The organism is Synechococcus sp. H70.1 (assembly GCF_047502705.1).
Classification (GTDB): domain Bacteria; phylum Cyanobacteriota; class Cyanobacteriia; order Thermostichales; family Thermostichaceae; genus Thermostichus.
On the sequence record NZ_JANSIV010000090.1, the window covers coordinates 1 to 25,994 of the forward strand.

General features: G+C 59.6%; 34 protein-coding genes and 3 pseudogenes. 8 read left to right on the forward strand and 29 right to left on the reverse strand.

Annotation, left to right across the window (positions count from 1 at the left end; translation table 11 throughout):
- Both NW827_RS06620 and NW827_RS06625 read left to right on the forward strand, forming a co-directional pair.
- A pseudogene (locus NW827_RS06620) lies at positions 1-387 on the forward strand (hypothetical protein); the annotation flags it as partial.
- Between the two features lie 79 nt (positions 388-466).
- Positions 467-661: a hypothetical protein gene (locus tag NW827_RS06625; protein WP_414359286.1), complete on the forward strand. Its 195-nt coding sequence runs from the start codon at positions 467-469 to the stop codon at positions 659-661.
- Here the strand turns inward: NW827_RS06625 and NW827_RS06630 are convergent.
- The 6 genes and pseudogenes from NW827_RS06630 to glmU form a co-directional block, all read right to left on the reverse strand.
- A complete protein-coding gene (locus NW827_RS06630; RefSeq protein ID WP_414359285.1) occupies positions 658-1,620 on the reverse strand; it encodes an AEC family transporter in 963 nt (320 codons plus the stop codon). The two genes, NW827_RS06625 and NW827_RS06630, sit on opposite strands and share 4 nt — an antisense overlap.
- Positions 1,621-1,660: 40 nt before the next feature.
- Complete coding sequence (locus tag NW827_RS06635) at positions 1,661-2,914, reverse strand: 4-hydroxy-3-methylbut-2-enyl diphosphate reductase (RefSeq protein ID WP_414359284.1); 1,254 nt, start codon at positions 2,912-2,914, stop codon at positions 1,661-1,663.
- A gap of 106 nt (positions 2,915-3,020) precedes the next feature.
- The gene (locus NW827_RS06640; RefSeq protein WP_414403251.1) at positions 3,021-3,314 is read right to left on the reverse strand and encodes a LapA family protein; all 294 of its coding nucleotides are present in this window, start codon (positions 3,312-3,314) and stop codon (positions 3,021-3,023) included.
- A 5-nt stretch (positions 3,315-3,319) separates the two neighbouring features.
- Positions 3,320-3,796 carry a pentapeptide repeat-containing protein gene (locus tag NW827_RS06645; protein WP_414359281.1) on the reverse strand — a complete coding sequence of 159 codons (477 nt, stop codon included), beginning with the start codon at positions 3,794-3,796 and terminating at the stop codon, positions 3,320-3,322.
- A 78-nt stretch (positions 3,797-3,874) separates the two neighbouring features.
- Positions 3,875-4,288, reverse strand: a complete 414-nt coding sequence (locus NW827_RS06650) for a PPC domain-containing DNA-binding protein (protein WP_414360021.1) — start codon at positions 4,286-4,288, stop codon at positions 3,875-3,877.
- A 66-nt stretch (positions 4,289-4,354) separates the two neighbouring features.
- Positions 4,355-5,704: pseudogene (gene glmU, locus NW827_RS06655) on the reverse strand (bifunctional UDP-N-acetylglucosamine diphosphorylase/glucosamine-1-phosphate N-acetyltransferase GlmU); the annotation flags it as partial.
- A gap of 117 nt (positions 5,705-5,821) precedes the next feature.
- Between glmU and NW827_RS06660 the strand changes: the two are divergent.
- From NW827_RS06660 to NW827_RS06675, 4 genes are all read left to right on the forward strand, one after another.
- A complete protein-coding gene (locus NW827_RS06660; protein ID WP_414503472.1) occupies positions 5,822-6,250 on the forward strand; it encodes an SHOCT domain-containing protein in 429 nt (142 codons plus the stop codon).
- A 216-nt stretch (positions 6,251-6,466) separates the two neighbouring features.
- Positions 6,467-6,928, forward strand: coding sequence for a ubiquinol-cytochrome c reductase iron-sulfur subunit (locus NW827_RS06665; RefSeq protein WP_414403253.1), 462 nt, complete (start codon positions 6,467-6,469; stop codon positions 6,926-6,928).
- A gap of 60 nt (positions 6,929-6,988) precedes the next feature.
- Entirely contained in the window at positions 6,989-8,137 is a 1,149-nt protein-coding gene (locus NW827_RS06670; RefSeq protein ID WP_414359276.1) for a glycosyltransferase family 4 protein, read from the forward strand.
- Between the two features lie 73 nt (positions 8,138-8,210).
- Entirely contained in the window at positions 8,211-9,032 is an 822-nt protein-coding gene (locus NW827_RS06675; protein ID WP_414503473.1) for a PRC-barrel domain-containing protein, read from the forward strand.
- 181 nt (positions 9,033-9,213) lie between these two features.
- Here the strand turns inward: NW827_RS06675 and infA are convergent, their stop codons facing one another.
- The 22 genes and pseudogenes from infA to rplC all read right to left on the reverse strand — a co-directional run bounded on the left by infA (position 9,214) and on the right by rplC (position 21,437).
- On the reverse strand, positions 9,214-9,438 hold the full coding sequence (gene infA / locus NW827_RS06680; RefSeq protein WP_414359274.1) for a translation initiation factor IF-1: 225 nt from the start codon (positions 9,436-9,438) through the stop codon (positions 9,214-9,216).
- Between the two features lie 127 nt (positions 9,439-9,565).
- The gene (gene map / locus NW827_RS06685; protein WP_414403255.1) at positions 9,566-10,393 is read right to left on the reverse strand and encodes a type I methionyl aminopeptidase; all 828 of its coding nucleotides are present in this window, start codon (positions 10,391-10,393) and stop codon (positions 9,566-9,568) included.
- Positions 10,390-10,971 (reverse strand): adenylate kinase, encoded by a 582-nt coding sequence (locus NW827_RS06690; protein ID WP_414403256.1) that lies wholly within the window; start codon positions 10,969-10,971, stop codon positions 10,390-10,392. Before NW827_RS06690 ends, map begins: the two co-directional genes overlap by 4 nt.
- Positions 10,971-12,269 carry a preprotein translocase subunit SecY gene (secY, locus tag NW827_RS06695; RefSeq protein ID WP_414359270.1) on the reverse strand — a complete coding sequence of 433 codons (1,299 nt, stop codon included), beginning with the start codon at positions 12,267-12,269 and terminating at the stop codon, positions 10,971-10,973. Before secY ends, NW827_RS06690 begins: the two co-directional genes overlap by 1 nt.
- Before the next feature lie 109 nt (positions 12,270-12,378).
- Positions 12,379-12,846 carry a 50S ribosomal protein L15 gene (gene rplO, locus NW827_RS06700; RefSeq protein WP_414403257.1) on the reverse strand — a complete coding sequence of 156 codons (468 nt, stop codon included), beginning with the start codon at positions 12,844-12,846 and terminating at the stop codon, positions 12,379-12,381.
- A gap of 10 nt (positions 12,847-12,856) precedes the next feature.
- Positions 12,857-13,393, reverse strand: coding sequence for a 30S ribosomal protein S5 (rpsE, locus tag NW827_RS06705; protein WP_414359268.1), 537 nt, complete (start codon positions 13,391-13,393; stop codon positions 12,857-12,859).
- A gap of 18 nt (positions 13,394-13,411) precedes the next feature.
- On the reverse strand, positions 13,412-13,780 hold the full coding sequence (gene rplR, locus NW827_RS06710; RefSeq protein ID WP_414403259.1) for a 50S ribosomal protein L18: 369 nt from the start codon (positions 13,778-13,780) through the stop codon (positions 13,412-13,414).
- 2 nt (positions 13,781-13,782) lie between these two features.
- Positions 13,783-14,328, reverse strand: coding sequence for a 50S ribosomal protein L6 (rplF, locus tag NW827_RS06715; protein ID WP_414359265.1), 546 nt, complete (start codon positions 14,326-14,328; stop codon positions 13,783-13,785).
- Between the two features lie 25 nt (positions 14,329-14,353).
- Positions 14,354-14,764 (reverse strand): 30S ribosomal protein S8, encoded by a 411-nt coding sequence (gene rpsH, locus NW827_RS06720; RefSeq protein WP_414359263.1) that lies wholly within the window; start codon positions 14,762-14,764, stop codon positions 14,354-14,356.
- Between the two features lie 56 nt (positions 14,765-14,820).
- On the reverse strand, positions 14,821-15,363 hold the full coding sequence (gene rplE / locus NW827_RS06725; protein WP_414359261.1) for a 50S ribosomal protein L5: 543 nt from the start codon (positions 15,361-15,363) through the stop codon (positions 14,821-14,823).
- Between the two features lie 49 nt (positions 15,364-15,412).
- The gene (gene rplX, locus NW827_RS06730) at positions 15,413-15,811 is read right to left on the reverse strand and encodes a 50S ribosomal protein L24 (protein WP_414359260.1); all 399 of its coding nucleotides are present in this window, start codon (positions 15,809-15,811) and stop codon (positions 15,413-15,415) included.
- Positions 15,811-16,179: a 50S ribosomal protein L14 gene (rplN, locus tag NW827_RS06735; protein ID WP_414403260.1), complete on the reverse strand. Its 369-nt coding sequence runs from the start codon at positions 16,177-16,179 to the stop codon at positions 15,811-15,813. The genes rplX and rplN overlap by 1 nt, the downstream gene beginning before the upstream one ends.
- Positions 16,176-16,427: a 30S ribosomal protein S17 gene (gene rpsQ / locus NW827_RS06740; RefSeq protein ID WP_414359256.1), complete on the reverse strand. Its 252-nt coding sequence runs from the start codon at positions 16,425-16,427 to the stop codon at positions 16,176-16,178. Before rpsQ ends, rplN begins: the two co-directional genes overlap by 4 nt.
- Entirely contained in the window at positions 16,427-16,663 is a 237-nt protein-coding gene (gene rpmC, locus NW827_RS06745; RefSeq protein ID WP_414359254.1) for a 50S ribosomal protein L29, read from the reverse strand. Before rpmC ends, rpsQ begins: the two co-directional genes overlap by 1 nt.
- A gap of 16 nt (positions 16,664-16,679) precedes the next feature.
- Positions 16,680-17,156 carry a 50S ribosomal protein L16 gene (gene rplP, locus NW827_RS06750; protein ID WP_414359253.1) on the reverse strand — a complete coding sequence of 159 codons (477 nt, stop codon included), beginning with the start codon at positions 17,154-17,156 and terminating at the stop codon, positions 16,680-16,682.
- 45 nt (positions 17,157-17,201) lie between these two features.
- Positions 17,202-17,948, reverse strand: coding sequence for a 30S ribosomal protein S3 (gene rpsC, locus NW827_RS06755; RefSeq protein WP_414403262.1), 747 nt, complete (start codon positions 17,946-17,948; stop codon positions 17,202-17,204).
- Positions 17,949-17,981: 33 nt separating this feature from the next.
- A complete protein-coding gene (gene rplV / locus NW827_RS06760) occupies positions 17,982-18,353 on the reverse strand; it encodes a 50S ribosomal protein L22 (RefSeq protein WP_414359250.1) in 372 nt (123 codons plus the stop codon).
- 37 nt (positions 18,354-18,390) lie between these two features.
- A complete protein-coding gene (gene rpsS, locus NW827_RS06765) occupies positions 18,391-18,672 on the reverse strand; it encodes a 30S ribosomal protein S19 (RefSeq protein WP_414359248.1) in 282 nt (93 codons plus the stop codon).
- A gap of 57 nt (positions 18,673-18,729) precedes the next feature.
- The gene (rplB, locus tag NW827_RS06770) at positions 18,730-19,614 is read right to left on the reverse strand and encodes a 50S ribosomal protein L2 (protein ID WP_414359246.1); all 885 of its coding nucleotides are present in this window, start codon (positions 19,612-19,614) and stop codon (positions 18,730-18,732) included.
- A 16-nt stretch (positions 19,615-19,630) separates the two neighbouring features.
- Entirely contained in the window at positions 19,631-19,930 is a 300-nt protein-coding gene (locus tag NW827_RS06775) for a 50S ribosomal protein L23 (protein ID WP_414359244.1), read from the reverse strand.
- 190 nt (positions 19,931-20,120) lie between these two features.
- Positions 20,121-20,747, reverse strand: a pseudogene (gene rplD, locus NW827_RS06780) (50S ribosomal protein L4); the annotation flags it as partial.
- 45 nt (positions 20,748-20,792) lie between these two features.
- Entirely contained in the window at positions 20,793-21,437 is a 645-nt protein-coding gene (rplC, locus tag NW827_RS06785; protein WP_414403263.1) for a 50S ribosomal protein L3, read from the reverse strand.
- Between the two features lie 416 nt (positions 21,438-21,853).
- Here rplC and NW827_RS06790 point away from each other — a divergent pair, with 416 nt between their 5' ends.
- Together NW827_RS06790 and NW827_RS06795 are read left to right on the forward strand one after the other, a co-directional pair.
- Positions 21,854-23,806: a hypothetical protein gene (locus NW827_RS06790; protein WP_414503474.1), complete on the forward strand. Its 1,953-nt coding sequence runs from the start codon at positions 21,854-21,856 to the stop codon at positions 23,804-23,806.
- 108 nt (positions 23,807-23,914) lie between these two features.
- Positions 23,915-24,397, forward strand: a complete 483-nt coding sequence (locus NW827_RS06795) for a hypothetical protein (RefSeq protein WP_414403265.1) — start codon at positions 23,915-23,917, stop codon at positions 24,395-24,397.
- A gap of 57 nt (positions 24,398-24,454) precedes the next feature.
- Here the strand turns inward: NW827_RS06795 and metK are convergent, their stop codons facing one another.
- Complete coding sequence (gene metK, locus NW827_RS06800; protein ID WP_414403266.1) at positions 24,455-25,714, reverse strand: methionine adenosyltransferase; 1,260 nt, start codon at positions 25,712-25,714, stop codon at positions 24,455-24,457.
- Between the last annotated feature and the right edge of the window lie 280 nt (positions 25,715-25,994).

Below are 25,994 nucleotides of genomic sequence, written 5' to 3' on the forward strand. Positions count from 1 at the left end.
CGACCAGCGCCCTGTACACGACTGGAGTCGTGGGCTGCGTCAGAGGTGTATAAGGGACAGAGCCTACCCTGTCCAGAGCTGCTGGCCATTGCCACCTTGCCGTTTCCCTCGATGGAAGATCCTAGGGTGGCCGCAAGAGTGCAGTATCTGCAGCGCAGCCGGCAGGACTGGTTTCGCCAATACCTTTTGCCGGTGGCAGCCAGCCAATTGCAGCGGGCTGTCGCCCCCTTGCGGCAGGGATCCGAAGCAGTCGAGGCCACCGGCTTGCCTCAACGCTGGGTGGCCATTTTGGATAGCCGCATTGTTGCCCGCAGCTACGGCGTTGCCCTCCTCAATGCCTTGGGGCCAACTCTGCGCATCCAGCAGCGCAGCCAATTGCTGGTTTAGAGACTGTATTCCAGCTAGCCAAAGCCAAGCTGAACCCGGGCTATCCTAAGGTTAGAGCTAACCTCTTTCGGCGGGGATCATGACCAGTTCTGCTCTCAGCTCCACTCCAGCCCAGCCTGTGCAGGCAGTTTGGAAGTCATTGCGGCAAGCGATTGTGGAAAGTTCAGGCTTCCAGGTATGGCTGCAGGGGCAGGAGCTGCCCCAGGGGGAAGCTGAGCTGGATCGCCTCGTGCACCATTACCTGGAGCAGGCCCTATCTCACTTGGCCTACTAGGATCCCCACAGCAGCAACCAGAAGGGTAGGGTCAGCAAAGCCGCCACGTAGCCTATGGCCAAGGCTGTTGCTGTCAGCTCTCGATCCAAGTCGTATTCTTCCGCCAGCACCAAGGTGGCAATGGCAGGGGGCATGCCAGTCTGCAAGACCAGCACCAGCTTGGCCAAAGGAGGATAGGGAGTCAAGGCTAGCCCTAGGCCCACCAAAAGGGGCAGAAGAACAATTTTGATGAAGAGGGCCACGGCGGCAGGGCGAAAAGATCCCCAGTGGGGCACTTGAGCTAGCCGTATGCCTAAGAGGATCAGGCTCAAGGGAATCGTGCTCCAGGCAAAGGCAGTTAGCCCTTGGGCCAGCCATTCTGGCAGAGGGTAGCGAGCGGTGGCCAGGCCAACAAAGAAAGCCCAGAGGGTGGGGCTACTCAGGACACGGAGCAGAGCCTCCCAGGGAGGGAGGAAGGAAGCGCTGTAGCGGCTGCCCACCCACACTCCCAGCCCATAGGCGGTAAAGAGGGTGCCCAAGAGGTCGTAAAACAAAGCCCAGCCAAAGTAGGCACTCCCGCCCACCGCCAAGCAGATGGGGTAGCCCAGATAACCCGTATTTCCCAGGGTGGCTGTCAGATAGAAGCTGCCGCGCCGGGCTCTGCTCCAAAGCCAGGGATCCCAATCCTTCTTCCCCTGCCAGGTGTGGTGTTGCCACTGCAGCCAGGCGGCGGCTAGGGCAAACCCCAGCCCTGTGGCCAGCCAGCAGACCAAAGGCGCCACCCAGATCTGGCCCGAGAGATCTGCCCCCCGCATAAACCCAATTGTGCCCAGGGGCACCCCCACCCAAAACATGAAGCGGCCTAGAACTTGGGGGGCCAGCCAGCGGCTCCAAGTAGGGGGCAGCCCCCTCTGCAGGAGGAACCCCAGCAGCGTCCAGCCCAGCAGGGGGAGATAGACCTGAAAAAGAGTGGTGAGCACGCCCAAGTGTCCCTAGGGGGAGAGGAAGCGGATCCCAGCCTCATCCTGGCAACTGGGCAGGGATCTGCTGCTGTTCGCGCAGGGCAAAGATGCGCAGAATCACCTCCTCTACCACCCGGTCTGGGGTAGAGGCACCGGAGGTAATCCCAATCTGCACTGGCCCCTCGGGCAACCACCCCTCGGTAACAATCGGGTCTTGGTGGAGGGGCTTGTGGCGGATGCGGTTGGGAGGTTGGATGCAGTCGGGGCCATCAATATGATAAGAGGGCAGCCCTTTCGAGAGGGCGATTTCCTGCAGGTGGGTAGTATTGGAGGAATTGAACCCACCAATGACCACCACCACATCCAAAGGCCGCTCCAGGAGCTCAAACATGGCATCCTGCCGTTCTTGGGTGGCGTTGCAGATGGTGTTGAAGCTCATGAAGTGCTTGTCCAGCTCCTGGGGGCCATATTTGCGCAGCATGGTGGTCTCAAACAGCTTGGCGATGGCCCGAGTTTCCCCTTCCAGCATCGTGGTCTGGTTGGCGATACCAATCCGCTCCAGGTCCCGATCCGGATCAAAGTCAGGGGAGGTAGCCTTGCCAAAGCGTCGCCGAAATTCTTCTCGATCCCCCCCTTCCAAAATGTAGCGGGCAACCCATTCAGCTTCCTCTAGATTCAGCACCACCAGATACTTTCCGGCAAAGGAGCTAGTGGCCACGGTCTCTTCGTGGTCGTACTTGCCGTGGATGATGGAGGTGAACTGGGCAGCGCGGTGTTTGTCCACCTGGTTCCACACGCGAGACACCCAGGGACAGGTGGTATCGACAATCTCATTGCCCTGGGAGCGGAAAAACTCCATTTCCGAGACACTTGCCCCGAAGGCAGGCCAAATGACCACGTCTTCCGGTCGGATTTGGGAAAAGTCTTTCTTGCCGTCCGGGCCTTTCTCCACAAAGCGGATCCCCATCTCCTGCAAGTGCCGGTTAACCAGGGGGTTGTGGATGATCTCGTTGGTGATCCAGATTTGACGATCTGGAAAGCGGCGCCGCGCTTCGTAGGCATACTCCACCGCCCGCTCCACCCCCCAGCAAAAACCAAACGCTTTGGCCAGATGGATGGTGATATCCCCCCGCTGATAGCGGTAAGACTGGCTGCGGATCTGCTCCACGAGGCGGCTTTTGTAAGTCGTTTGCAGCTCCTGTTGGGCCTGATCCTTGTACTCTTCAAATCCTTTAGCAAAGTATGTACTAGAGCTGCGCAGGGCTTTGCGCAGAGCGCGCGGGTCTTGGGGGGAGGATGGGGAAGAAGACATAGTTGTCACCTCGGCTAGGCACTGCTGACAACAAAAGCGAAGGGAGCCTTTCTCAGCTTACGCGCTTGTAAGAGGGTAGGCCATTCCCGCCCCAGAAGATTGCGCCCTAAGCAGGCGGCAGCTCCTGGCCCTCCAGTTGCTGCAGCCGCTCCTGCAATTGGCGGGCAATCAGGAAAAAGTTCCGCTCAGGCCATAGCAAAGACTTTAGTCCCACGCTCAGCAGGCCCAGACCAATCGCAGCGGCAATGAGCAATCCCAGGGGTAGCTCCACCGAGCGCCACAGCAAAAACTGCACTGTCCAGGAGGTCAAGTTTTGGCCAGCCAGGACTGCCACTCCCAAAGCCAGCAGCAAAGTCAGGAGCAAGTTAAATAGCAGGAACATGAGAGGAGCTACTTGCAACAGTTCTATTCTGCCTTGTTTGCTGACGGAGCAGCCCAGGGCTGTACTGTGCCATCGGGCAGGATGGCGCCGCTGAGGTCAGCGCCAATCAGCACCGCTCCACCTATTTTTGCCCCACTTAGATCCGCCCCCTGGAGTTGCGCACGGGTCAGCTTGGCTTCCCAAAGGTAGGCCCCGTGCAAGTTGGCTTCCCGCAAGTCGGCAAAGCTGAGGTCAGCGCCGATGAGGTTGGCTTCCCAAAGGTTGGCACCGCGCAGGTTGGCGCCCATCAGGTTGGCGGAGCTGAGATCGGCGCCGCGCAGATCCGCCTCCTGCAAGTTAACCCCGCTCAGCTTGCCAAAGGAGAGGTTGGCTCCCCTTAGGTTGGCCCCCTGCAGCGTGGCGCGCACCAGGTCCACCCCCACCAGGTTCGATTCTGGGAAGTTGCGCTCGCCAGCGGCGTAGTTTGCCAGTAGCTCCTCGGCAGTGGTCACTCGGGGCATGCTGAATACCCCCCTATGGCTAGGTCAGTACCGGTTAGGGTGCCTGCAACCCAAGGCTACGTTAGCCAATATACCAGCTCAGCCCTCTCCTACTGCCTGGAACGGCTGCGGGGCCACCCTTTCAACGTGCAACTCTCGGTAGCCGGTGGCCGGATCCAACTGTCGGGAGAAACGGTACTCCGGGCTGTCGGCAAGGACAATTTCGGCGGTAGTGTAGATGAGGCAGCCAGGGCGCAGGTGCCCTCCCCAAGTTCGGCCCTGGGCATCGGCAACAGTAAGATGAAGATGGACGCCGTCCGGGCATAGGGATCCGCTCAAGGCCAGGATCTCCAGGCGCTCGGCCAACAAGTAATCCTCCGTTTGGTCGGCTAGACGCAGGGTGGCTTGGCTGAGGCTGCCAACAGCACTGAGGACAAAGGCTGCCTGCAGGGGTTGTTGGCGGGCAAAACGCTCCAGCTCCTGCTTGAGGTCTTGGCCGGGCAGCAGGCGCATGGGGTAGATCCTAAGGGATCCTGGGGGTAGAGGCTGGGGACGGCCAGCAGCAGCGCTCCCCGGTCGCCAGCCGGGCTTGACCACCGGGTAGGCACGGGCAATCACCAGGCAGTCGTCGGGTACAGGGTAGCGGGCAGGGATGGTGGAGCCGGCGGCAATGGTGACATCGGATCCCACCTTGAGAGGGGCCACCAGCACCGAGTTGGCCCCTGTTTTGCTACGATCCCCGATTTCTGTGAAGTGCTTCTGCTGGCCGTCGTAGTTGGCAATGACCGTGCCAGCGCCGATGTTGACTTGGGATCCCAGCTTGGCGTCACCCAAGTAGGCCAGGTGGGCGGCATTGGTGTGGGAGCCAATCTGGGTGTTTTTAACTTCCACAAAGTTGCCAATGCGGCAGCCGTCGCCAATGCAGCTATTGGGGCGGATATGGGCATAGGGCCCTATCCAGACATGGTTGCCGATCTGGCTGTGGCTGACCACCGAGTAGAGGATGTGGCAATCGGAGCCGATGGTGCTGGAGTCAATCCAACTGCCCGGCCCCAAGCGAGTACGCGGCCCGATGCGGCACTTCCCCCGCAGGTGGGTCTGGGCTTCGATCACCACATCCGGGGCCAATTCCACTGTCTCTTCCAAGCTGACGCTATCGGGATCCACAAAAGTTACCCCTGCCTCCATCCAGGCTTCCTTGAGGCGATCCTGCAAAATCTGATGGGCTTGGGCCAGTTGGCGGCGATCGTTGATGCCGATAATTTCCCGCGGATCCTCGGCGTCCAAGGCAATGGCTTTCTCCAGCAGCTTAACCGCGTCGGTGAGATAGTACTCCTGCTGGGCGTTGTTCCGCTCCAAACGGGGCAGTACCCGGGCCAGGGCCGGCCAATGGAAACAGTACACGCCACTGTTGACGCGGCGATTTTGCCGTTGGGCCGGGGTGCAGTCCCGCTCTTCCACCAGCTCCAGGATCCGCTGCTGGGCATCGCAAAACACTCGCCCATAGCCATAGGGATCCGCCACCTGGGCCGAGAGCAAGGTCACATCCGGCTGGACTTGGCGGTGGCGTTCCACCAGTGCCTGCAGGGTTTCCACCCGCAGCAGGGGCACATCGCCATTAACCACCAGCAGATCCCCTTGAAAGTTGCCAAGGACAGGCAGAAGCTGCTGCACCGCGTGTCCGGTGCCCAGTCGCTGGGCCTGCTCCACAAATTCAACCGGGTACCCCTGTAGGGTTTGGCGCACCTGCTCCTGCCCGTAACCCACAATCACCAGACAGCGCTGCGGCTCTAAGGCCAGCACCGTGCGCAGCAGCCGCTCGATTAAAGACAGGGATCCCAGCTTGTGCAGCACCTTGGGCAACTGCGACCGCATACGGGTGCCCTTGCCCGCTGCCAAGATTGCTACGGCCAGCTCCCGCTCTGCCATCTTTGCCCTCCGATCTGCCCCCATCAAGTATACGCGGCAGGCGCTGGTGTTCCCTCCCCCTCTGTCAAGCCCTTGGAAACTGCGCTAGCCTGGTGGCACGTATAGGTGGGGCAGGGTATGGCCGAGAGCGAGGGCTCCGATACCCCTCTTCAAAAACGTCAGCGCTTGGTCCGCGAGGCAGCCGGCTGGCTGGCAGTGCTGGGGGTGCTGATCCCGGGACTGCAGCGCTTCTACATGGGCCACAAGCGCTGGGGTTGGGTGTACTTGCTGGTGGGGCTGATGGTGTTTGTCCCCTCTATTCCCCTGCAGATCCTCAGCTATGGGTTGCGCGCCCTCTGCCTGCTAGAAGGGCTGTGGCTGCTTACCATGACCAATGAGGACTTTGATTTTCGCTTCAACCGGGATCTCATCGAGCTGGACTGGAGCAGCGCGAAAGGGCGGGAAGTCCAGGATCCCGAGCAGCAGTTGGAGCTCCAGTTGAGGCAGGGCTTGCTTACCCGTGCAGAATATGAGGAACGCCGCCGCCACCTTCGCAAGATCCCCTAGTTAGCCCCTCTGCTGCAAGGGCAAGGCCGTTGCTCTCTTTTTTAGAGGGGGCCTCCTTGGCAACTGCCAACGAAAGTGCGGCTTGGCGCTGGCTAAAGCAATTCCAGTCCACCAAAAAGTGCACCAAAATTAAAGTGGCCAATGTGCTGGCACCCCCATGGGGAGGCCAGGCTTGAGCCGCTTCCTAGCCGCAACTTTGCCCTATCCAAGGAGCCAATGGCCATGTACAGTAATCGTCGCGGTTTTCTGCGCTGGCTAGCGCTAGGCTTTGGCGCGCTAATGGGCCTGCTGCCTGCTTTGGCGCGGCGCCGTTTTGACCGGGCCCTTGCCCAGGGCGCCCCTGCCAGCCCCAAGGCTGCCGAGCCGCAATTTGTAAAGGTTGCAACAGTTGCCGATCTTGAAAAAGGTCCCTTCAAGGTGGAAAACGCCTTTGGTGACAACACCGCCACCCTGTGGCTGGTCAAGGATCCCAAAAAAGCGGACTCCGTACTGGCTCTGGATGCAACCTGTCCCCACGCTGGCTGCGAGGTGGAGTGGCGAGGTAAGAACTTTGTCTGCTCCTGTCATGGCTCAGCTTTTGCTGCTGATGGCAGCCGTACTCGCGGCCCAGCCGATGCCGACCTGACTGCCTATAAGGTCAAGGTGGAGAAGGGGGAAATCTTCGTGGCCAGAACCTGACCTTGTCCCCCTCGGGTTAGCCAAACTAGCCAGCAAGGGGTCGAGCCTGCAAGGCCGCCCATGATTCGTCCCCACCGCTTCTTGTTTGTCTCCACCCCCGTTGGGCCTCTGGGATCGGGGGCTGGCGGGGGGGTAGAGCTCAACCTTGTCAACTTGGCGCGTAGCCTGCTGGAGAGGGGAGCCGAGGTGCGCGTGCTAGCACCTGCGGGATCCCACAGTGCCGACTTGCCAGAGGGAGTTATCGAGACAGTTACAGGCCTCCCCCCGCCCTATGCCCAAAGCCAGCGCCGCGACCAGCCGGTTTGTATCTCCACCCCTTCCCTAGTGGCCAACCTATGGCAGCGGGCTGCCCAATTGCAGGATCAGTTCGAGCTCATCGTGAACTGGAGCTACGACTGGCTCTCCTTCTACCTGACGGATTTTTTCCGCACCCCCCTGGCCCATATTGTCAGCATGGGATCCCTTAGCGACGCCATCGATCAGGCCCTGGAGCACATTGCCTACCGCTACCCAGGTCGGCTGGCAGTGCACTCGCGGGCGCAAGCTCAGACCTTTGCCTTTGCCCGCGCCCAGATGGCGGCGGGGCGGGATCCCTTTGTCTATTTGCCCTGCGGCGTCGACCTCAGCCGCTACGACTTTGTGGCGGAGGGAAACGGATCCCTGTGTTGGGTTGGCCGCATTGCCCCAGAAAAGGGCCTGGAAGACTGCGCTGCCCTGGCCGAGAAGACGGGAAGGCCGGTACTGATCCTGGGCCACCTGCAAGACCCAGCCTACTGGCAGCAGATTCAAGCACAGTACCCGCGGGCCCAATTGGACTACCGGGGGTTTTTGCCCACTTCCCAAATGCAGCGGCTCTTGGGCCAATGCTCTGCCTTGATCATGACGCCCAAGTGGGTGGAAGCCTTTGGCCTGGTGGCAGTGGAAGCCTTAGCTTGTGGCGTGCCGGTGATTACTTACCGCCGTGGGGGGCCAGCGGAAATTGTTAGCGATGGCGAGACTGGCTGGGTGGTGGAGCCAGACGACGTGGCCGCCTTGGTAAGGGCTGTAGAACGCCTGGATAGCCTTGACCGCAGCCGCTGCCGACACCAGGTAGAACAGCACTATTCCCTGCAGGCCATGACGGAGCGGTTTTTGGCCTGGAGTGAGCAAATTCTCCGGGATCCGATCCCAGCCGCCCGCAAGGGAGGGGACAGGCAATGGTACTATTAACTTGATTTTGGTGCCTGGGGCCGGATGACCAGCCCACTGACGCGAAGCTTCGACTCACGACGGGGAAACCACCATGACGACTGGGAAAGGATCTGTTGCGCTGGTGCGACCAGAGGTTTGTCGGCGGTCACAGGTTCTGGGAACGCAGGTGATTAGCCAAGCCAATGCGGCCCGGCTCGGGGTGGTTAGCGAAGTTTGGGCAGATCTGGAAGCCAGGCAAGTCCTCGTGCTGGGGGTTCTGGAAAAGGCCTTTGCTGGATCGCCGCGTTTACTAGAGCTGCGTCAGGTAACTGCCTTGGGCCAAGATGCCATCCTCGTCCCTAGTGATGAGGTGTTTGACAACCTGGACTTGGAAGGCCTCAGCCAAGTGGTTGGCAGTGAGGTGGTAACTGAAGAAGGGATCCGCCTCGGCAAAGTCAAAGATTTCGAATTCAACTCTGTCTCCGGCCAAATCACGGGTTTGATCCTCTCCAACCTTGGTCTGACCTTTTTGCCCGGCTTTATCCTTAGTACTTATCTACTCCCTGCCGAGGAGATCATCGCTGTGGGCAGCGAGCGCCTCATTGTGGCCGATGGCGCTGAGAGCCGCCTAACCCAACTGTCCAAAGGAATTTTGGAGACCCTGGGCTTGGGCAAACCTCCCTGGCTGGCTGCAGCCGCCTCTGCCCCTGCTCTGCCCCGGTCTGCTGCTGACGCTGAGGCAGAGAAACAATACGAAGACGAATATGGGGAGGAGGACACCGAGTCTGAACTCCCGCCCGAACCCGTGCCACCTCCCCCCTCTCCTGTCTCTGAACAACCGGCGTGGGAGCAGGAGTACCCTAAAGAAGAAGAACCTCCCCCTCCCCCTGAAAGTTTAGATCCCTCCAAGGAGAGCGCTGGCGATCCCACTTAATGGGTGAAGCGGCTACCTAACCTCAGGTAGGGAACTAGAGCCCAGCCTCCCAAGAGGCGGAGCTGGCCTATTGTAAAGCAGGCCCTCGGCCTTTTTGCCTGCTGCGGCCTCGTTGGGAGAACTGCCTAGCAGTGCAGAGCGCTAGACCCGGCTTTTACTGCCCCAGGGGCAGGGGGAGGGCCTAGTTTTTCTTAAGGCGGTAGGTAATCCGCCCTTTGTTGAGGTCATAGGGGCTGAGCTCTACCTTCACCCGGTCGCCGGGCAGGATCTTGATGTAGTTGCGGCGGATCTTGCCCGAGATGTGGGCAAGAACGTTAAAGCCATTGTCCAGATCCACGCGGAACATAGCGTTGGGTAGGGACTCCGTAACTACCCCTTCCACTTCAATAGCGTCTTCCTTAGCCAAGTAACCCTCCTTATCCAACGACAACAATTTCCTCGCTCTCCTCTCCGCTGTTAAGAGCGGGTTAAGAGCCGAAACAATACTCTACTCCTTCTATCCTAGCTGTTGCAGTCCTTCATGGGGGAACTCCCTAGGACTGAAAGGGAGTGCGATCGGTCAAAATCTCAGCTCCAGACTCGGTAACCAGAATGGTGTGCTCAAACTGGGCTGACCAGGAACCATCCACTGTCACCACCGTCCAGCGATCCGGTAGCACACGGGTGGCTTCTCCCCCGGCAGTAACCATGGGCTCAATGGCCAGCGTCATGCCGGCCCGCAGCTTGGGATTGGGTAGCTCGGGGGTGCGGTAGTGGGGAAACTGCGGCTCTTCGTGCAAGTTGCGACCCACGCCATGGCCAACATACTGCTTCACCACGGAGTAGCCCCGCCCCTGAATATAGTCTTCAATGGCACCTGAGACATCCTGCAGCCAAACCCCATGGCGAACATGCGCAATGCCCACCTGCAGAGCCTGTGCCGCTGTGTCGATGAGATCGCGGGCGGCCTCGCTGAGGGGCTCTAGGCCAATGGTGATGCAAGAATCCGCATGCCAGCCTTCAACCATGGCGCCAAGGTCCACCTTAACGATGTCCCCCGGCTGCACCACTTTGTGGGGGCTAGGGATCCCGTGCACCACTTCATGGTTGATGCTGACGCAGACGCAGGCGGGAAAGCCGTAGTAGCCCTTGAAGCTGGGTAGGGCATTCAATTCTGCTACCCGCCGCTCAGCATAGGCATCGATGTCTGCAGTTGTCCAGCCTGGCTCCAGACGCTCGGCAATTTCCTGCAACACCTGGGCCACCACTCGCCCAGCCTGGCGCATTCTCTCCACTTCCCGGCGAGATTTGATCTCAATGAGCTGCAGCCCCTGTCGCCAAGATCCTGGCCGGGATGGATTTCCAGCCCCCGTCTTGCTCATGCTGTCCTCCTGCAGCTTTCCAAAAGGGTCTGGAGGTGCTGCTGAACCACTTCCATCGGCTGGTTGCCGTTAATCCGCCGCAGACGGCCTTTCGCCTCGTAAAAATCAATGAGAGGAGCGGTTTGCTGCCGATACACCTGCAGGCGTTTGAGGATAACGGCCTCATCCGCATCGTCGCTGCGCCCCTGCTCCTTGCCGCGAGCCAATAGCCGTGCCACCACCACTTCGTCAGGTACCTCTAGGTTGAGGACGTGGTCGTAGTCCTGCCCCAGCTCCCGCAACAGCTCTTCTAGAGCCTCCGCCTGCGCCAAGGTGCGGGGAAAGCCGTCCAGGATCCAGCCCTGCTCCGGCAACTGCTGCAACCGGCCTTTGACCATCCCAATCAACACCTCATCGGGCACTAGCTCCCCTGCATCCATGTACACCTTGGCTTGCTGTCCCAGCGGGGTCTGAGCTTTGACCTCTGCCCGCAGCAGATCGCCGGTGGAAATTTTGGGGGTACGGTAGATGGCTGACAGGCGCTCCGCCTGCGTGCCCTTGCCTGCTCCTGGTGGTCCCAAAAAGATTAACCTCAGCACTACTGCTTGACCATCCCTTCGTAACGCTGCGAAATGACGTAGGTTTGGATTTGTTTGGAGGTTTCAATTGCTACCCCTACCAGAATGAGCAGCGAAGTGGCCCCCAAACCTTGGAAAGTGGTGATCCCCGTTGCCCGCTCTACTGTTGTGGGGATAATGGCCACTGCACACAAAAACAACGCCCCCAGCAAGGTTAGCCGGTTGAGGATCCCTTCGATGTACTCAGCCGTGGCCTTGCCTGGACGCACTCCCGGGATGCTAGCACCCAGTTTCTTCAAGTTTTGCGCCAGTTCCGCTGGATTGATGATTAAGGAAGCGTAAAAGTAGCTAAAGAAGAGAATGAGCAGGAAGTAGAAGGGGATGTAAAACCAAGAAGTGGGGGAGAGAAAGTTGGCCACCTGGATTAAGGTTGGGTTCTGGGTATACTGGGCCAAAGCCAAAGGTAGGGAGAGCACGGAGTAGGCAAAGATGATGGGCATCACGCCCCCCTGGTTAAGCCGCAGGGGCAGGTAGCTCTTCTGCTCCCGGAACAGCTTGTTGCCCACCTGGCGCTTGGCGTAGACGACAGGAATTTTGCGGCTGCCCTCCTGGACAAAGACAATGCCAACAATGGTAGCCAGGAAGACAGCCGTCAACAGCAGGATACCCCCAATGGTGCTGCTGTCGGCACGAGCCAGGCTGATGGTTTGGCCAAGGGCGCGCGGCAACGTAGCAACAATGTTGACAAAAATCAGCAGTGACGGCCCACTGCCCACTCCCTTCTCCGTGATCATTTCCCCCAGCCACATGACAAACATAGAGCCTGCTGCTAGGGCCAGGGTGGTAGAGGCCATAAAGGCCAGCTCATTGCTGGTATTGGCAAACTCCCGCACCCAGAAGGAGATGCCAATACCCTGGAGGATGGCCCAGAGGAGCGTAACGTAACGGGTGTACTGAGAGATCTGCCGCCGCCCCTGCTCTCCCTCGTTTTTCTGCAGGTTCTCCAGAGCCGGAATGGCTGAAACCAGCAGCTGCATGATAATTGAGGCGTTGATGAAGGGCAGGATGCCAAGGGCAAAGATCCCCAGGGCGGAGATGCCACCGCCTGAGAAGACATCCAGAAAGCCAAACACTGGGCTGCTGGCAGCTTCGGCAGCAAAGCGAGCGCGGTCAATGCTGGGGATGGGAATGTAGATGCCCAGCCGCACCAACAACAAGAGGCCTAGGGTCAGCAACAGACGGCTGCGCAGGCCAGAGGCCATCGCCATCTGCATGAAGGTCTCTTGAGCGGAGGGAGTAGAGCCTCGTGTGTAAGCCATAGATAAGGAAAACCTCGCAGAAGCAAAGGGCCAGGTGAGCTACTTACCACTCTACGCCGTTGATGGGGAAGTCGGCAAAACCCAGGGCTGCCAAAAAACTGCGGTCAACCTAGGAGCGGGCAGGCCGAGATGCCACAATCTCCACCTGGCCTCCGGCAGCTTCAACTTTGGCTTTGGCCGAGGCAGTAATGGCAGCAGCTCGGATGGTTAGGGGCACGCCCACTTCTCCGTCCCCCAAGATCTTCAGGGGGCCATCGTTGGTGGTCACGATCCCCCGCTCCAGTAGGCTTTCTAGAGTCACCTCACTGCCGGCAGGCAGGGCTGCCAGGGCGCGCAGGTTAACTAGGGTGTACTGCGGGGGTCGCACGTAGCGGGGGAAATGCTTGAGCTTAGGTAGCCGCCGATAGAGGGGCGTCTGACCTCCCTCAAAACCTGGCCGGGTACCTCCTCCTGTGCGGGCCTTTTGTCCTCGCATTCCTCTACCGCAAGAACCTCCCTGGCCAGCAGCAATGCCACGGCCTAGCCGCCGCCGCCGCCGCTTCGATCCTGGTTGGGGGCGAATATCTTCCAGTCGCATCCTAACCTCCTTACCTACTCAACAGGCGGCGCATGTCGATCCCTCTATCTTCAGCTACCTGCTCAAAGGTGCGCATCCGCCGCAGGGCGTCAATGGTAGCACGGGCGTTGTTGAGGGGGTTTCTAGAGCCCAGCTGCTTGGCCAAGGCATTGCGCACGCCTGCCAGTTCCAAAACGGTGCGCACGGCCCCCCCAGCAATGACTCCTGTGCCGGGAGCGGCTGGCATCACCAAAACTGTGGCGGCACCGCCCGATCCCCGCATGGGATGGGGTACAGACAGGCCTTTGGTCAGGGGCACCTCAATCAAGTGCTTTTTGCCATCAACGACTCCCTTGCGCACTGCTCCCAGCACATCGTTGGCTTTGCCCACACCAACTCCTACTTGCCCCCGCTCGTTGCCTACCACCACCACAGCGCGGAAGCTTAGCTTTTTGCCGCCTTTGACTACTTTGGAGACACGTCGGATCTGAATAACCCGCTCCTGCCACTCGGCGGTTTGTTCTTCGCGGCTTTTTTTGCTTCTGCGACGTTCTTTTTGCTCAGCCATAAGCCATTTCCTTAGGAACTAGAACTGTAAGCCTGCTTCCCGGGCAGCTTCCGCCAGGGCCTGGACCCGTCCGTGGTAGAGCTTGCCGCCGCGGTCGAAAACTACTCGAGAAATGCCCGCCTGTAGAGCTCGCTGAGCAACCGCACGCCCCACAATGGCGGCAGCCTCCCGCGTGGCCGTGCTGATGTTTTGGAAGGCTCCCCGCAGCTCCTTGTCCAGCGTGGAGGCAGAAACCAGAGTACGTTGGGCTACATCGTCGATTACCTGAGCATAGATGTGGCGATGGGAGCGAAACACAGCCAAACGAGGCCGCTCGGGAGTGCCGGAAACCTTGCGGCGAATGCGGCGATGGCGACGTTGGGTGGTGAGTTTGCGGTTGGCTTTCATGGCTATTTCTTCCCTTTGCCGGACTTACCTGCTCTGAGGCGAACCTGTTCCCCGAGGTAGCGGATCCCCTTACCTTTGTAGGGCTCGGGCGGCCGCACAGCCCGAATGCGTGCTGCTGTATTGCCCACCAGCTCTTTGTCAATGCCCGAGACAACGATGACGTTGTTGCCTTCCACAGAGATTTGGATCCCGGGGGGGAAAGGGATCTCCACTGGGTGGCTGTAGCCAACGTTTAGGATCAACTTGTTGCCCTGCGTGGAAGCGCGGTAGCCCACCCCAACCAATTCCAGCCTGCGCTCAAATCCTTTGGATACCCCCTCAACCATGTTGGCAATCAAGGTGCGGCAGAGACCGTGCAGTTGGCGGGCCGGCCGGGACTCGTTGACCCGGCTGACCAGGAGTCTTTGGTCCTCTTGACGCACAGCAATCAGGGGGGGCAGAGTGCGCAGTAGCTGCCCCTTTGGGCCTTTGACCGAGATCTGTTGACCCTCAATTTGAACCTCCACCTTGGTGGGAAGAGGGATGGGGCGTCTGCCGATACGAGACATGGAGCCACTCCTGACAAGGAAAACCTTAATAGACGTAGCAGAGCACTTCACCGCCGATGCCCCGCTTGCGAGCATCCCGGTCAGTCATAATGCCACTGGAGGTGGAGATAATGGCGATCCCAATTCCTCCCAGCACCCGCGGCAGTTCTTTGTGGCCGCAGTAAACCCGCAGGCCAGGCCGGCTTACCCGCTTGAGACCATTGATGATGGGTCGGCGGTCTTTGCCTTTGCCTTTGTACTTCAACTGCAGCACAATCCGCGCTTGGATCCCTTCTCCCTCCTCCCTCCAGCTACTGACAAAACCTTCCTCGTGGAGAACCCGGGCAATGCTACGGGTCATACGCGTGGCCGGAACCGCCACCGATTCGTGCCGAGCCATAGTGGCATTGCGAATGCGGGTGAGCATGTCGGCAATTGTGTCGTTGGTGTGGGCCATGGGTGGGTTAGTGCTCCTGGAAAGATTGGTGGGGAGAATTTTTTGTGGGGGTAAGTCTAAGAAGCAAAGGGCATGCCGAACTCTCTGAGCAGGGCACGGCCCTCTTCATCGGTCTTAGCGGTGGTCACAATACAGATGTCCATGCCTCTGATCTTGTCAACAGAGTCGTAGTTGACCTCAGGGAAGATCAGTTGCTCGCGAATTCCAAGGGTGTAGTTGCCGCGCCCGTCGAAGGATTTGGGGTTGACGCCGCGGAAGTCGCGGATGCGCGGCAGAGCCAGATTAATGAGGCGATCCAAAAAGGCATACATCCGCTCCCGCCGCAGGGTTACCATCAAGCCAACGGGCATGCCCTTGCGGATCTTGAAACTAGCAATGGCCTTCTTGGCGCGAGTAATCACAGGGCGCTGGCCAGTAATGGCGCTAATCTCAGCAATGGAAGATTCCAAGGCTTTGGCATTTTGGGAGGCCTCTCCCAAGCCACGATTGATGACAATTTTCTCCAAGCGAGGCACTTGGTGGATGTTGGTGTAGCCCAGCTCTTTTTGCAGCTTGGGGACAATGACGGTATGGTAGAGGACTTGCAGACGCTGAGGCATGGCAGGTTCTCCTTCTTGCTCTGGGCTGGGTCAGAGCTCTCCCAACCCTCTAGTCAAGGATCTCGCCAGTTTTCTTGAGCACGCGGACTTTGCGGCCATCGGCGGTGATTTGGTAGCCGACCCGGCTGGCAACCTCGTGCTTCTTGGAATAGAGCATTACCTTGCAAGCATGGATGGGGGCTTCCTTGGTCTCAATCCGGCCCTTTTCCCCTTCCCGCTGCGGCTTGCGGTGGTAGGTAACGATGTTAACCCCTTCCACCAAAACCATGTTGCGTTCGGGGAAGACCCGCAGCACCTCGCCAACTTTGCCTTTGTCGTCACCTGAGATTACCTGAACGAGATCTCCTTTTTTGATGCGCATCTTGTAGCGCAGACTGTTGCGGTGCTTGCGAACGCCAGGCTGCCGGATGAGTCGTCGGATTTGGCTGGGCTTAAGAGGGCGAACCATTACAGAACCTCCGGAGCAAGCGAGATGATCTTGGTAAAGTTTTTCTCCCGCAGCTCGCGGGCTACAGGACCAAAGACGCGGGTTCCACGGGGGTTGCCGTCGTTGTTGATGATCACAGCAGCATTGTCGTCAAAGCGGATACAGGTGCCATCGGGGCGGCGTACAGTATCCACAGTGCGGACGACAACGGCCCTGACCACATCGGATTTTTTAACCGGCATATTAGGCAGGGCGTCTTTGACAACGCCAACAATGACATCCCCCAGGCTGGCGTAGCGGCGGCCGCTGCTGCCTAGGACGCGGATACACATGAGTTTGCGGGCACCGGTGTTGTCGGCTACCGTTAGCATGGTTTGCTGCTGAATCATGGCTTCTTCCCTTCCTCTAGGATCTCAACCACCCGCCAGCGCTTGGTACGACTGAGGGGGCGGGTTTCAACAATGCGCACCAGATCCCCCTCCTGACAGCGGTTTTCCTCGTCGTGGGCTTTAAACTTTTTAGTTTTGACGACAATCTTGCCGTATTTTGGGTGGGCAACCCGGTTTTCCACGGCAACAACCACTGTCTTTTGCATTTTGTTGCTGACAACAATGCCAATCTTTTCACGAGCAGGCATCACTCCTCCTTCTTAGCCTGACTTGAGGACAAGGATTTGCCGCGTTTGCGCTCTGCCTCCACAGTCAGCAGTTGGGCCAGCTTGTGCTTGCGCAAGCGAATGAGGTGAGGTTGGTTGAGCTGCCCTGTGGCTTGCTGCAAACGCAGCTCGAACAGCTCTTTTTTGACGGCATAGATCTCCTGGGCCAATTCTTCGTCGGAGAGAGCGCGGGCATCGGCAATTTTAGGCATAGGCATGGCTAACTCTCCTCCTCTAGACGGCGCTAGCTGACACTTCCGGAGCTTCTCCGGCTGCTTCCTGAGCAAGTTCTGGCTTCTCAAAGTCGGCTTTGGTAACAAACTTAACTTTGATGGGCAGCTTGTGAGCGGCCAGGCGCATGGCCTCGCGGGCCGTTGCTTCGGGAACTCCCCCCATTTCAAAGAGGATGCGGCCCGGCTTGACAACGCAAACCCAATATTCGGGGTTGCCTTTGCCGGATCCCATGCGGGTTTCGGCAGGCTTGCGGGTAACGGGCTTGTCGGGAAAGATGCGGATCCAGATCTGGCCTCCCCGCCGAACGTAGCGACTCATGGCCCGACGGCTGGCCTCGATCTGTCGTGCCGTAATCCAGGCAGGTTCTAGGGCCACCAGGCCATATTCCCCAAAGCTAATGCGGTTGCCACGGGTTGCCTTGCCCTTCATGCGCCCACGCTGTTGTTTACGGTATTTGGTTCGTTTGGGGCTTAACATGGCCGCTCCTTAAGTCAACTGCAGTAGGGGTTCCGCTCTTGGCCCTTAGGCCTCGGCTGCTGAGCGGTCTTCAAAGGTAGGCCGTCGCCGCTGCTGCCGACGCTTGGCCTGCGGCAAGGGAACTTTTGCTTCGAGACGTTCCTGGCCAGGAAGAATTTCCCCTTTGAAGACCCAGACCTTGACCCCAATGACGCCATAGGTGGTCTGAGCAACGCGCTCAGCATAGTCAATGTCTGCCCGCAAGGTATGCAGAGGGATCCGGCCTTCCCGCGTCCATTCGCTGCGGGCAATTTCGGCGCCATTCAGCCGACCGGCAACTTGGACTTTGATCCCTTGCACGCCGGCCCGCTGAGCTCGTTGGATGACCTGGCGGACAATGCGGCGAAAGGCAATCCGCCGCTCCAACTGCTGGGCAATGTTTTCCGCCAACAGCGTCGCCTCAGCATCAGGACGGGTAACCTCGACTACGTTAATGCGGATGGTTCTGCCAGGGCTGCCGCGCAGGCTTAGCTCTTTCTGCAAGCCCTGGCGCAGCTCTTCAAGGCCGGATCCACCCCGACCGACCACTACTCCAGGTCGCGCAGCTCGGATTTCTAGGTCGATTTGATCGGCTTTGCGCTCGATGAGAATGTCAGCTAGACCAGCATTGCTCAACTTCTTGGTTAGGTAGGTGCGGATGTAGTCGTCCTCCTGCAGCAGCGCTGGGTAGTGGGCCGGGTCGGCAAACCAGCGGCTGCGGTGTTCCTTGATGATGCCGAGGCGGAAGCCAAAAGGGTGGATCTTCTGTCCCATGGTGACGCCAGCAAAGGGTAGAGGTCTGAGGATTTAGGGAGCCGTCCCCGCCTCCGCTTCCAGAGGCCGGACAGCAATGGTGATGTGGCAGGTGCGCTTGCGAATCGGGTAGGCCCGACCTTGGGCGCGGGGGCGAAACCGCTTCAGGGTCGGTCCTTGGTCAGCGTAGGCTTTGCTGATGACAAGATTGCGGGGATCCAAGCCGTTGTTGTGTTCGGCATTGGCCACCGCTGAGCGCAGCACCTTGCGCACCGGCTCGCAGGCGGCGTAGGGCATGAACTCCAGCAGAATCAAGGCATCGGCATAGGTGCGTCCTCGAATCTGGTTGAGAACGCGCCGCACCTTGTAGGGAGACATGCGAATGTAACGGGCTACCGCTTTAACTTCAGGGGAGGGATCGGCCATGGCGCTCTCCTTTCTTGCTGCTATTTTGTTGCTGGACTCAAGAGCGGGCAGCTTTCTTGTCGCTGCCAGCGTGGCCGCGGAAGGTTCGGGTAGGGACAAACTCCCCCAGCTTGTGACCCACCATCTGGTCAGTGATGTAGATGGGCACGTGCTGCTTGCCGTTGTAGACAGCAATAGTGTGACCAATCATCACAGGTAGGATGGTGCTGGCCCGCGACCAGGTCTTGATCATTTGCTTTTGATTGCGCTCGTTGAGCTTCTCGATTTTGCGAAGCAGCTTGGCATCTACAAACGGACCTTTTTTCAGAGAACGTCCCATAGAAATTCACCCCTCTGGCAACTGGGTTTAGGCTAGAGTAAGCGGCAGAGGCCAAACCTATTGCGGGGCCATCCCGCCCTTGTCCCGCTGGCCACCCCGACGGCGACCGCGCACGATAAACTTGTTGCTGGGTTTGTTGCGTTTGCGGGTTTTGTACCCCAAGGTGGGCTTACCCCAGGGGGTAACAGGGGTGCTGCGACCAATGGGAGCTTTGCCTTCCCCACCGCCGTGGGGGTGATCGACAGGGTTCATTGCCGAGCCCCGCACGTGGGGGCGTCGACCCAGCCAGCGGCTGCGCCCCGCTTTGCCAAGGCTAATGTTGTTGTGGTCCACATTGCCCACTTGGCCAATGGTGGCGTAGCACTCCCCTCGGATCATGCGAACCTCACCCGAGGGCAGCTTTAGGGAGACGTACTTGCCCTCTTTGGCCACCACTTGGGCGCCGGCTCCGGCAGCGCGAACAATTTGTCCGCCGCGACCGGGGTAGAGCTCGACGTTGTGAACTATCGTCCCTAGGGGGATCCGCTCCAGCGGCATGGCGTTGCCCACCTCAAAGGGAGCGTCAGGCCCGGCCATGATCGTGGCTCCCACCTGAATGTTGCGAGGGGCAAGGATGTAGCGCTTCTCGCCATCGGCGTACTCCACCAAGCAGATGCGGGCGCTGCGGTTGGGGTCGTACTCAATGGTCTTGACCGTGGCCGGGATCCCCCGCTTGTCGCGGCGGAAGTCAATGATGCGGTAGAGCCGCTTGTGGCCACCTCCCCGGTGGCGGCAGGTGATGACGCCACGGTTGTTGCGGCCCTTCTTGCGGTGGATAAACTGCAGCAGCGACTTCTCCGGTCGGGGTCGCTTGCCATTTTCGTCCCGCGACAGCTCCTCAAAGTTGGAGACTGTCATGTGGCGGGCGCTGGGGGTGTAGGGTCGGAACGTGCGAATACCCATGGCTTGACCAGTAGTCTTAGGTTTCAGGGAAGAGGACAATGGAATCGCCTTCGGCCAAGGTTACCACCGCTCGCTTGGGACGGCTGCGGTAGCCGACAAAACGACCTACCCGCCGCTGCTTACGGGGCAGCTTCAGGGTGTTGACAGAAGTCACCCGTACTCCAAACATTTCCTCAACGGCAGCCCGGATGAGCGGTTTGGTGGCGTTGGGCATGACTTCAAAGACGTATTTGCGCTGCTCCATCAAAGCCGTTGTCTTTTCGGTGATGACAGGGCGTAACAGAACATCAGCCAGAATTCGCTTGCTCTCCGTCATTGTCCTCCTCCTCTGCTGCCACTGCTTCGGCTTCCTCTACGGCTGGGGCAAGGGGCTCTGCGGCTGGGGGAGTTGGGTGCACAGCCTGGGGAGCTTGCTCGTTGCTAGAAGCTGCTCCTGGCTCGACCTGCCCGTTTTCTCGATCCAGAACCTGAGCTTGTTCCTCGCTGAGTTCAGCTTGGGCTGGAGCTCCCCAGCGGGCCTTGAGCTTCTCGAGGGCAGAGGTTGTCATCAGCACCCAATCGACATTGAGCAGATCAAAGACATTGAGCTGATCCAGGCCAATCAGCTTGACACGGGCGATGTTGCGCACAGCTCGCTCCACCACTTCCGAGCGCTCGGCAACAATCAGCAGAGCCGACTGATCCTCTCTCACTCCCCAGCGCAGCAGGGCTTGGGCCATCACGCGGGTCTTGGGCGGGTTGAGCTGGTCCTGGAAATCTTCCACTACAATCAGGTCCTCCGCTCGGCTTTGCAGAGCAGTACGTAGCGCTAGCCGCCGCTCTTTGCGGTTCATGGCCAGGTTGTACTCCCGCTTGCGGGGGCCGAAGACCACCCCCCCCTTACGCCAAAGAGGAGAGCGAATAGAACCAGCGCGAGCCCGCCCAGTGCCCTTTTGCCTCCAGGGCTTGCGACCGCCACCGCGCACTTCAGCCCGCGTCTTGGTGTGGGCATTGCCCTGGCGAGCGTTGGTCATCTGACGGCGCAGAGCCAGATAGAGAACGTGGACAGCCGTCTCGGGGCGGGCCACCTTGAGGCTTAGCTCCGCGCTGCCCACTGTTTCCCCTTGCCAATTTTTCACCACACAACTTGCCATGGTTCCCTCGTCTTTGCCGATGCCGGTTTGCCAGGGATCCCTCCTCTAGCGTTTACTGCCCACCTGTTTGGCAGGGGTAATCTCCAGGAGCCCTCCCTCCACGCCGGGGACCGAGCCTTTGATCACCAACAGATTCCGCTCCGGATCCACCTTCACCAACTCCAGCCTGCGAATCGTGACGCGGCAACCGCCCATCCGACCAGCCATGCGCAGTCCTGGGAACACGCGGCCAGGCCTTGTGCCGGCGCCAATGGAACCAGGTCGGCGGTGGTTCTTGGAGCCGTGGGACATGGGACCCCGACCAAAGTGGTGCCGCTTTTGGTAGCCGGCAAACCCCCGTCCAATAGAGGTACCCGCCACGTCCAGCAACTGGCCGGGAGAGAAGATCTCGACGGTAATCTTCTGCCCCAATTGGTAGGCTTCTGGCTGGTCAACCCGGAACTCGCGCAGGTAACGCAGCAGCTCCGTCACCCCTGCCTTTTTCAAGTGGCCGCGCTGAGCTCGCGTAAGGTGCTTCTCAGTGGTGGGCCAGTAGCCCAACTGCACGGCATTGTAGCCATCCGTGGCTTGGGTTTTAATCTGGGTTACCGTGCAAGGCCCAGCCTGCACGACGGTCACCGGAATGGCCAACCCTTCCGGCGAGAAGATCTGGGTCATGCCAACTTTTCTTCCCAGGATGCCAAGCGCCACAGAAACCTCCTCTCAAGCCTGCGCGGCTTGCTCTGTTGCTTTAACAGCTTGCAACTGGCTCCCTAACCCAAGTCCAGGCAGTAGGCGCCCTGGCAGAAACCTGCCCAGGCGAAAAAGCAATGGAGAGGGAGTTGTCGTATCCCCTAAGGTCTCCCAGCGCCAATGGCGCTGCGCTTTTTGCCTAATTCCCTTTGACGCCAAACTGCTTTTGGGGGCTGCTCAGACTTACCTGCAAAGAGGCAGTATCTGGCTTAGCAGCACGCTAAGTTGCCGAGAACCGTTGTTGCTGCGGGCGGATTCAATTGACAACAGTAGTACATCATAGTGAGGTGACGGGTTGTTTGTCTAGGTTTTGCTAACAAATGGGTTCAGCAACTGGGAAAGCCGCTCGGGGAGACAGAGAGTTTCAGAGTGTGATGGGGTGGGCGCGCAGCGGGCTGACCCAGGCTTGTGTAGATCGCTACTGGCATTTGCTGCAGGCCGGAGCCAATCCGGCGCGGATCTTGTTTCTGGTGCGCAGCCGGCGGCAGGGAGCAGAGGTGTTGCGGCGCCTCCAGGCCCTCAGCTCAGGTTTGGTGGGCCCGTGGCGGATTGAGACGTTTTTGCAGCGGGTGGGGCGGGCTTTGGCGGAGTACTGGCCGCAGGTGTGTGCGCGTGTCCCCCAGTTGCCGCGCTCGTTTGAGCCCGTGCCTCTAGCGAAGGATCTCACCCAGTTTCTCTGTGGGCGAGTCTGTGCTTTGTGCCCACGGCATGGGGAGGTCTTCGCCAATCTTGGGCTGGACGAGTTCCAGATTTGGGATCAAATTAGCAGCGCCGCCTACATTGCCGGCGCTTCCGGCCTAACAGCAGAAGCGGTGGGATCCCGGCTAGCAGCGGCCTGGCCCGAAGACAGGGATCCGGCACGGGCAGAAGCCCTGGGAGCACTAAGCTGCTGCGTGGAGCAACTATGGCAGGCAGGGCTGCAGTTGGGATCCCTGGATTTTGGCCTGCAACTCCGCCTCTTTCAGGAGCACATCCTGCCCTTGGCGGAGTTTTGGCAGGAGTGGGATCACCTAATCGTGGATCAGGCAGAAGACAGCTGCGGCGTGGCACTGGAGTTCTATCGCCAGGGGCAAGCCCACCTGCAGAGCCAATTCTTCAGCTACACTCTCGGCGGCGGGATCTCCTTGACGGCGATCCCGGAAACAGTGGCCTGCTTCCTCCTGGAAAACACCCAGGTTCGGTTTACAGAAGGGAGCTATTGCGGTTCAGCCGGCCTGGTCCGCTTGGGGCTGCAGATAGCGCGAGCTGTGGCTCCCCAGTTCTCCTCCCCCCTCCCAGAACCAGCGCTAGGGAAGCTGCCGAGGGTGGAGGTGCTGGAGGGAGAAACCCCCTTTGCAGCCCTAGAGGCCATGGTTGCCCAAATCCGGCAACTGCTGGATGCAGGAATTCCTGCCTTTCGCCTTGCTGTCCTCCTGCCTTGCATGGATGCCGGGGTCAGCCTAAGCCTCCAGGAGCAGTTGCCGGAGGCCCCCATCTTGCCAATTGCCCCCTTCCCAGCTCTCATCCGCTACCCCCTGGTGCGGGCGCTCCTGACGGCCGCAGAGGTGGCCCATCCCCAGTGGGGAGCCTTTCCCACCTTGCCAGCCTGGCGGCTGTTGCTTAGCAGTGTGTTGGACCTAGATCCCATTCGAGCAGCGCTGTTGGCCGAAGATACCCTAGATCCGGTGGGACGTTCCCTGCGGCCTAGAACTGCCGTGCGCCAGCCAGAGCGGGTGGGCTTTGCCAACCTGGAGCGCTACCAGAGGCTGTTGGACTGGCTGCGCAGCTACCGGCCTGGGCCTTCCTTGGCCGCTTTCTTCCAGCGCTTTTTTGCCGAGCACCTAACCACTGCTTCCCCTCAGGATCAAGAGCTACTGCAGCTGCTGACGGATGCAGCCCAGCGATTTCGCCGCGCCTTTCCTACAGAAGAGGATCCTGCCTTTTTAGCCATGATTCGCTCGGGACAAAGCCCCAGCAACAGTCGCTTTGAGCCCGACTACTCCCGCTACCTGGTGGTGGCCACGCCAGCGGCCTACATCCAACGCGGCTTGGAGGCTGATTACCAGTTTTGGTTTGACATCACCAACCCCCGCTGGTCCCGCTCTCTCTGGCGCGGGCTCTACAACAGCCGTGTGCTGACACCGGAATGGGAGGGGGGAGTTTTCGATACGGCTCAGGATCGAGAGGCGCGTCAGCAAATCCTAGCTCGCACTCTGCTCAACCTCTGCTGCCGTGCGCGCCAGGGGCTGTGGCTGGTGCGCTCCACGTTTAATGGGCGCGGCGAAGAGAACACCGGCACCTTAGACTTGCTGGTGTTGAAGGCGGCGAAGGCTATAGCTTGTGCCTAGCAGCAGGATTGGGGCCAGTTGGCTGGTCCGCGGCAGCTGGGGAGGAGCCTTTGCCTAGCTAGGTCTGAGCTAGCTTTGGGTGGAGTTGCCTAGCGCTAGGAGGGGCCGATGGATTCCGCCACCTTTTTGGAGCGCTATGGATTTGAGCTGGAGGGGCAAACTAGCCAAAGGTGGGTGGAGCGCTGGAGCAAGCAGTTCCCAGGCCCTTGGATCCCAGCCGCTTTGCTGGAAGCCCTCTACCGGGGCCGCTACAAGGCCACCTCTGTAGAACAAATCCTCCGCCTCTGGCAGCGCCGCGGCGCTCCCTACCTCACCTTTCCTCCGGAAATGAGCCGCTCTCTGTGGCGAGAACAAGAGGAGCTGATCCGCTCCTTACTGGCAACGGCCACCAGCTGCCTTGCGCCACCTCCCTCACCTCTTCCAACTCCAGCTGGCAAGGGATCCCGCTTTGCAGAGGAAGCGGCTATTTCCCTTGACCTGTTGTTGGCGGAGCTGCAGGACCTTCCTCCCAAACTCCGCTACCTGCTCCAGCGGCTGCAACTTTCCTCCCCTGCCTGTGAGCCAGAGATCTTGCTGACTTTTGAGCTCTAGCCTGTCGACTCTCCCACTCCTACCCCAGCCTCCCTAGAAGAACCCTGCTCCTCTTGCTCAGGACAGGACAAACCTTGAGCTGGAGAGAGCCTCCTCCCGCAGTAGGGCAGCTTTGTCGGTGCGCTCCCAAGGCAGATCCAGATGGGTTTGGCCGAAGTGACCGTAAACTGCCACATTTTGATAGAAGCGTCCCCCCCGCTGGCGGGGCAGCTCCTGCAGTTGAAAGTGAGCTAGAATGGCCGCTGGCCGCAGGTCAAAGTGGCGCTGGACCAGCCGCAGCAGATCCTCGTCAGGAATGCGCCCTGTGCCAAAGGTTTCCACCAACAGGTTGATGGGCCGAGCCACCCCAATGGCGTAGCTGACCTGCACCTCGCATTTTTGGGCTAGGCCGGCAGCCACGATATTCTTGGCCACATAGCGGGCGGCATAGGCAGCGCTGCGATCCACTTTGGTGGGATCCTTGCCAGAGAAAGCGCCACCGCCATGGCGGGCATAGCCCCCATAGGTATCGACGATAATCTTGCGCCCAGTCAGGCCGGCATCCCCCTGCGGGCCGCCGATGACAAACTTGCCAGTGGGGTTGGTGAGGAAGCGGGTATTGCTATTGGGTTTGATGGGCAGCTCAGCAAACACAGGCTTCACTACTGCCTCCCAGAGGTCGGCACGGATGCGCTCTTGCACTGCCGCCTCTTCTGTAATGGAGCCGATGGTTGGCGTGTGCTGGGTGGAGATGAGCAAGGTGTGGATGCCCACTGGACGTCCCCCCTCATAGGCCACCGTTACCTGCGTCTTGCCGTCAGGGCGCAGATAGGGCAGGGTGCCGTTCTTGCGAACTATAGCCAACTGGCGGCTGAGGCGGTGGGCCAAGCTGATGGGCAGTGGCATTAGCTCAGGGGTCTCGTCACAGGCAAAACCAAACATCAAGCCTTGATCGCCGGCGCCAAGCAGGTCGAATTCATCCTCGCAGGCGGTGCGACTTTCCAAGGCCCTGTTCACCCCTTGGGCAATATCGGGAGATTGCTCATCAAAAGCTACCAGCACCGCGCAGCTGTCAGCGGAAAAGCCATTCCTGGCGTCGGTATAGCCAATTTCGGCCAGTTTGTCCCGCACCAAGCGCGTGAAATTGACATGCGCTTGCGAGGTGATTTCCCCGGTGAGGATCACCATGCCCGTACTCACCACTACCTCTGCTGCCACTCGGCTGGAGGGATCTGCCGTCAAGAGGGCATCCACAATGGCATCAGAGATCTGATCACAGATTTTGTCGGGGTGCCCCTCCGTCACTGACTCCGAGGAAAACAGAAATGACTTGGACAAGGAACCTCTCCTTTCCTTCGAAAGCAGTAAAACAGAAAACCTAGGCAGGCCAGCAGAACCTGCCTCTGGGTGGGGCACTGGCGCAGAAGGCAGGAAATCCCACCCCCTGCAGCAAAGCAATGCCCAGCCCTAACTAATATACCCCCACCCCCCTCCTAGGGTTTGCATCAGCCGCTTGCCAAACAGCTTTTGCCACCAGTCAGTGGACAGCAGCCAGGCCCAAAGAGCACCCCCAAAACCCGCACCAGGTAAGCGCCTGCCGCTCTGCAGCGACGGCCAC

What these genes read in the sequence shown, in the direction of transcription:
- NW827_RS06625 (WP_414359286.1), top strand. Translation starts at nt 467, where the DNA reads ATGACCAGTTCTGCTCTCAGCTCCACTCCAGCCCAGCCTGTGCAGGCA.
- NW827_RS06635 (WP_414359284.1), bottom strand. Translation starts at nt 2,914, where the DNA reads ATGTCTTCTTCCCCATCCTCCCCCCAAGACCCGCGCGCTCTGCGCAAA.
- NW827_RS06645 (WP_414359281.1), bottom strand. Translation starts at nt 3,796, where the DNA reads ATGCCCCGAGTGACCACTGCCGAGGAGCTACTGGCAAACTACGCCGCT.
- NW827_RS06650 (WP_414360021.1), bottom strand. Translation starts at nt 4,288, where the DNA reads ATGCGCCTGCTGCCCGGCCAAGACCTCAAGCAGGAGCTGGAGCGTTTT.
- NW827_RS06660 (WP_414503472.1), top strand. Translation starts at nt 5,822, where the DNA reads ATGGCCGAGAGCGAGGGCTCCGATACCCCTCTTCAAAAACGTCAGCGC.
- NW827_RS06665 (WP_414403253.1), top strand. Translation starts at nt 6,467, where the DNA reads ATGGCCATGTACAGTAATCGTCGCGGTTTTCTGCGCTGGCTAGCGCTA.
- NW827_RS06670 (WP_414359276.1), top strand. Translation starts at nt 6,989, where the DNA reads ATGATTCGTCCCCACCGCTTCTTGTTTGTCTCCACCCCCGTTGGGCCT.
- NW827_RS06675 (WP_414503473.1), top strand. Translation starts at nt 8,211, where the DNA reads ATGACGACTGGGAAAGGATCTGTTGCGCTGGTGCGACCAGAGGTTTGT.
- map (WP_414403255.1), bottom strand. Translation starts at nt 10,393, where the DNA reads ATGAGCAAGACGGGGGCTGGAAATCCATCCCGGCCAGGATCTTGGCGA.
- secY (WP_414359270.1), bottom strand. Translation starts at nt 12,269, where the DNA reads ATGGCTTACACACGAGGCTCTACTCCCTCCGCTCAAGAGACCTTCATG.
- rplO (WP_414403257.1), bottom strand. Translation starts at nt 12,846, where the DNA reads ATGCGACTGGAAGATATTCGCCCCCAACCAGGATCGAAGCGGCGGCGG.
- rpsE (WP_414359268.1), bottom strand. Translation starts at nt 13,393, where the DNA reads ATGGCTGAGCAAAAAGAACGTCGCAGAAGCAAAAAAAGCCGCGAAGAA.
- rplR (WP_414403259.1), bottom strand. Translation starts at nt 13,780, where the DNA reads ATGAAAGCCAACCGCAAACTCACCACCCAACGTCGCCATCGCCGCATT.
- rplF (WP_414359265.1), bottom strand. Translation starts at nt 14,328, where the DNA reads ATGTCTCGTATCGGCAGACGCCCCATCCCTCTTCCCACCAAGGTGGAG.
- rpsH (WP_414359263.1), bottom strand. Translation starts at nt 14,764, where the DNA reads ATGGCCCACACCAACGACACAATTGCCGACATGCTCACCCGCATTCGC.
- rplE (WP_414359261.1), bottom strand. Translation starts at nt 15,363, where the DNA reads ATGCCTCAGCGTCTGCAAGTCCTCTACCATACCGTCATTGTCCCCAAG.
- rplX (WP_414359260.1), bottom strand. Translation starts at nt 15,811, where the DNA reads ATGGTTCGCCCTCTTAAGCCCAGCCAAATCCGACGACTCATCCGGCAG.
- rplN (WP_414403260.1), bottom strand. Translation starts at nt 16,179, where the DNA reads ATGATTCAGCAGCAAACCATGCTAACGGTAGCCGACAACACCGGTGCC.
- rpsQ (WP_414359256.1), bottom strand. Translation starts at nt 16,427, where the DNA reads ATGCCTGCTCGTGAAAAGATTGGCATTGTTGTCAGCAACAAAATGCAA.
- rpmC (WP_414359254.1), bottom strand. Translation starts at nt 16,663, where the DNA reads ATGCCTATGCCTAAAATTGCCGATGCCCGCGCTCTCTCCGACGAAGAA.
- rplP (WP_414359253.1), bottom strand. Translation starts at nt 17,156, where the DNA reads ATGTTAAGCCCCAAACGAACCAAATACCGTAAACAACAGCGTGGGCGC.
- rpsC (WP_414403262.1), bottom strand. Translation starts at nt 17,948, where the DNA reads ATGGGACAGAAGATCCACCCTTTTGGCTTCCGCCTCGGCATCATCAAG.
- rplV (WP_414359250.1), bottom strand. Translation starts at nt 18,353, where the DNA reads ATGGCCGATCCCTCCCCTGAAGTTAAAGCGGTAGCCCGTTACATTCGC.
- rpsS (WP_414359248.1), bottom strand. Translation starts at nt 18,672, where the DNA reads ATGGGACGTTCTCTGAAAAAAGGTCCGTTTGTAGATGCCAAGCTGCTT.
- rplB (WP_414359246.1), bottom strand. Translation starts at nt 19,614, where the DNA reads ATGGGTATTCGCACGTTCCGACCCTACACCCCCAGCGCCCGCCACATG.
- NW827_RS06775 (WP_414359244.1), bottom strand. Translation starts at nt 19,930, where the DNA reads ATGACGGAGAGCAAGCGAATTCTGGCTGATGTTCTGTTACGCCCTGTC.
- NW827_RS06790 (WP_414503474.1), top strand. Translation starts at nt 21,854, where the DNA reads ATGGGGTGGGCGCGCAGCGGGCTGACCCAGGCTTGTGTAGATCGCTAC.
- NW827_RS06795 (WP_414403265.1), top strand. Translation starts at nt 23,915, where the DNA reads ATGGATTCCGCCACCTTTTTGGAGCGCTATGGATTTGAGCTGGAGGGG.